Source organism: Candidatus Synechococcus spongiarum (genome assembly GCF_900047545.1).
In the GTDB taxonomy this organism is placed as follows: domain Bacteria; phylum Cyanobacteriota; class Cyanobacteriia; order PCC-6307; family Cyanobiaceae; genus Synechococcus_B; species Synechococcus_B spongiarum_C.
On the sequence record NZ_FITM01000077.1, the window covers coordinates 1 to 3,027 of the forward strand.

A 3,027-nucleotide genomic window follows, 5' to 3' on the forward strand; every position below is an offset into this window, starting at 1 on the left:
GTGGTCGTCGATCTCGCAGGCGGTCGCTTCTACGGCCGTAAAGCCAAAGCCACCCGCCATCCAGCAGTCGAGAAAGGCACAGGTCAGTGCCCCCATGCCTGCCCCTGCATCCAGGAGGCGGTAGGTGTGCAGGGGACTGGGTGGAAAAAGGGACGCCATGAAGCGGGCCACGGTTGGCAGGCGTCATCTAATTGGCCGAGCCTGGCTTTGCATGTCTTCGCCTCAGGCTTCCCGGTGATGGCAGACGTCTTCTCCTGGTGCGGTGGTTGTCCGCAAGGTTCAGTTGGAGCATCCAAAGCCCCTATTGAGTTGAGGTGGCACCATAGTACCTATGTTCTTACAATTGATCCAGGTATGGGCTGACCGTAATGCACGCCACTGTGCTGATTGCCGCCGTCATGACCGCCAGACATGGCGTCCAGACCTTAAGCTGACGTGAAGTCATCGCCTGTGTGTCTTGGTGCTTTGGCGCCCCCGACTGTCATCATCCCTGTTGCGCGAGACCCGGCAGATGGGTGCTGGCCAGGACCAGGCTGACGAGACCACCCTGTTGCAATGTCTTTACGGCGTCGGCTTCGAGGAGTTGCGGATCCCCAACGCCGAACTGCGCATGTTTCTCAGCCTGTCCCGGGAAGTGGACCTGCTGGAGCTGGAGCGGATCACCACGGCAGTCGGTTGGCGTCCGCGCCCCGTGCGCCGGGTGCGACGGGCTCTTCGCCACAGCTTGATGGTGGTGGGGGTCTGGTGCCATGACCCCCGTCTGCCTCGACTGGTGGGCTTTGCCCGTTGCATCGGCGACGGGGTGATCAATGCCACGGTGTGGGACGTGGTGATCCACCCCGCCTACCAGGGGGTGGGTCTGGGGCATGGGCTCATGGCGTTTGTGGTCAAGCGACTCCGGACCATGGGCGTGGAGCATATCACCCTCTTTGCGGATCCCGGCGTCATCCGCTTCTATCAAAACCAGGGCTGGCAGATGGAACCCAACAACCAGCGCTGCTGTTTCTGGTATGCCTGCTGAGACAGCCACAACCCTGAGCTGGATCGTTCCTGCCCACCAGGAAGACCAGAGATTGGCCCTGCTTCTGGCTGACCTGCAGGATGGTCTGGCGGAGGGGGACGAGTTGATCGTTGTGGACGGCGAGAGCCAGGACGCCACCCAACAGGTGGCGGGACTTCACGGGGCCCGTGTGGTGTGTTGCTCCCCCAACCGCGGCGCCCAGTTACGACACGGAGTTGCCATGGCCCATGGCCATCGCTTCGTGTTTATCCATGCGGATTCTCGTCTCGCCGGTGGTGCGGAATTGGGCCGGCAGCTCCGCCGGTTACCCCGTGGTCAGGCCCACTGCTTTCGCTTCAAAGTGGATGATCCCCAGCTATGCTTTCGTATCCTGGAACGGCTGGTGGCCCTGCGCACGACGGTGTTGGGACTCCCCTATGGGGACCAGGGACTGGTGATTGATCGCCACCTTTACGAACGCTGTGGCGGCTTTCGGGAGCTGCCGCTCATGGAAGACGTGGATCTGGTCCTGCGCCTGCGGGCCTGGGGCGGGGTGCGGCAACTTCCCCACAGCATTTGCACCAGCGCCCGGCGCTGGCATCGCCATGGCCTGTTGCGCACCAGCGTGCGCAACATGATCCTGCTGCTGCGCTGGGTCTTGGGGGAAGATAGTGAAACCCTCAAGCGGGACTACTACAGCCAGGGTCCCTAGCTAAGGTCAGTGACAGCTCCAGGCAGCCATTGGCAACCGACACCCCCGAAGAGTCCCGCCACTCCCGTCACCCTGAGGAGCAGGCCAAGGACGGCCGGCCTGATCCTGTGGAGAACCTCGATGCCTTGGGGGGAGCTGTCCTCCCGGAACAACATGAGCGCTGGGAATACTGCGTCATTCATGTCAACGAGGACACGTCGCAGCAGCCGTCCGCCACGGCCGCCAGCCAGAAGCTGGGGGGCTCCATGAGCCCCGATTTCATCGAGGAGCAGTTTCCCAACCAATACAAGCGCAAGCCCTCTCCCCATCCAGCGGAACAACTGGGCCGCTTCCTCAACAAGATGGGCAGTAAGGGCTGGATGCTGACCAACATCACCAACCTGGGCCCCTTGCAGATGTACATCTTCCGCCGCCGTCACCTGCCTTGATGAATGGATGCACACCTTGAGACCCTGGTGGGCCTGATGGACACTGGGATGCCCGACTCAGACGTGATTCAGGGCTGCCAGCCAGGGCCGTAGATCCTGCACCCGGTCCACATCAGAGCGCGTACACAGGGTATGCACCTGAAACCCGGAGGCGCAAGCGCGGGTTGTTGTCAGAGATCCCACCCTGTGGGTGCCCCAGGGCAAGCCACTGAACAGGCAAGCGTCAAAGCAGCGCTGCCCCATCAGCCAATAGCCGCCGTCCTGGGCCGGGCCCAGCACAAGGGGCTTCTCCCCCAGGCTGAGCAGTTGGAGCGCTTGACGCAAATCTCCGGTTTCCAGGCCCAGGCAATCGCTGCCCAGCAGTACCACGCCACGGTAGTGTCGGGCCAGCCCCCACCGCACCTGGCGGGCCATGCGGCACCCTAAACTCCCCCCACCTTGCCGGTTGAGGCTCGTTCCGCTGCTGGCATACCCCAGGCCTCCAAGCCAGCGGCGCCATGCTTTGGGGCCGGCCCCCGTCACCGCCAGGTGAAGATGCACCAATCCTTCCTTCACCAGAGGCTGGATCAAGGAGAGCAGGTGAATCAGGAGCCGAGACTGGATAGTTGCCGCCGCCACGGGATGGATGGCGTGGGCCAGGCGGCGCTTGCAGCGGCCCGGGGCAGGCCAGCGGGACAAAACCACCACCAGCCAGGGTGGGCGCCGGCACGATGCCAGGCCTGTAACAGGAACCTGCTGCCGTGGCATTCAGAACAACTCCCGATTCAACTCTTCGGTCACCACCACCAGGATTTGGGCCACCCCTTGCCGCTCAATACCCAATTCCAACGGCTCGCCAACACGGCCCCGATCCACTTGCACCTGCACCTGGGCGGGTGTGCTCACCT

At 63.1% G+C, this 3,027-nt stretch carries 4 protein-coding genes; 3 read left to right on the forward strand and 1 reads right to left on the reverse strand.

Annotation, left to right across the window (positions count from 1 at the left end):
* Nucleotides 1-460: 460 nt before the first annotated feature.
* The 3 genes from FLM9_RS02990 to FLM9_RS03000 are packed head-to-tail and all read left to right on the forward strand — an operon-like array spanning nucleotide 461 to nucleotide 2,140.
* On the forward strand, nucleotides 461-1,021 hold the full coding sequence (locus tag FLM9_RS02990) for a GNAT family N-acetyltransferase (protein ID WP_438801326.1): 561 nt from the start codon (nucleotides 461-463) through the stop codon (nucleotides 1,019-1,021).
* Nucleotides 1,011-1,712 carry a TIGR04283 family arsenosugar biosynthesis glycosyltransferase gene (locus FLM9_RS02995; RefSeq protein ID WP_074457194.1) on the forward strand — a complete coding sequence of 234 codons (702 nt, stop codon included), beginning with the start codon at nucleotides 1,011-1,013 and terminating at the stop codon, nucleotides 1,710-1,712. The genes FLM9_RS02990 and FLM9_RS02995 overlap by 11 nt, the downstream gene beginning before the upstream one ends.
* Nucleotides 1,713-1,741: 29 nt before the next feature.
* Complete coding sequence (locus FLM9_RS03000; RefSeq protein WP_257242977.1) at nucleotides 1,742-2,140, forward strand: DUF2812 domain-containing protein; 399 nt, start codon at nucleotides 1,742-1,744, stop codon at nucleotides 2,138-2,140.
* Nucleotides 2,141-2,197: 57 nt separating this feature from the next.
* On the opposite strand, the gene FLM9_RS03005 is transcribed toward FLM9_RS03000, so the two are convergent.
* Nucleotides 2,198-2,827, reverse strand: coding sequence for a TIGR04282 family arsenosugar biosynthesis glycosyltransferase (locus tag FLM9_RS03005; protein WP_257242978.1), 630 nt, complete (start codon nucleotides 2,825-2,827; stop codon nucleotides 2,198-2,200).
* Between the last annotated feature and the right edge of the window lie 200 nt (nucleotides 2,828-3,027).

Bases quoted from the DNA above. Each gene is read 5' to 3' on its own strand.
- FLM9_RS02995 (WP_074457194.1), top strand. From the start codon at position 1,011: ATGCCTGCTGAGACAGCCACAACCCTGAGCTGGATCGTTCCTGCCCAC.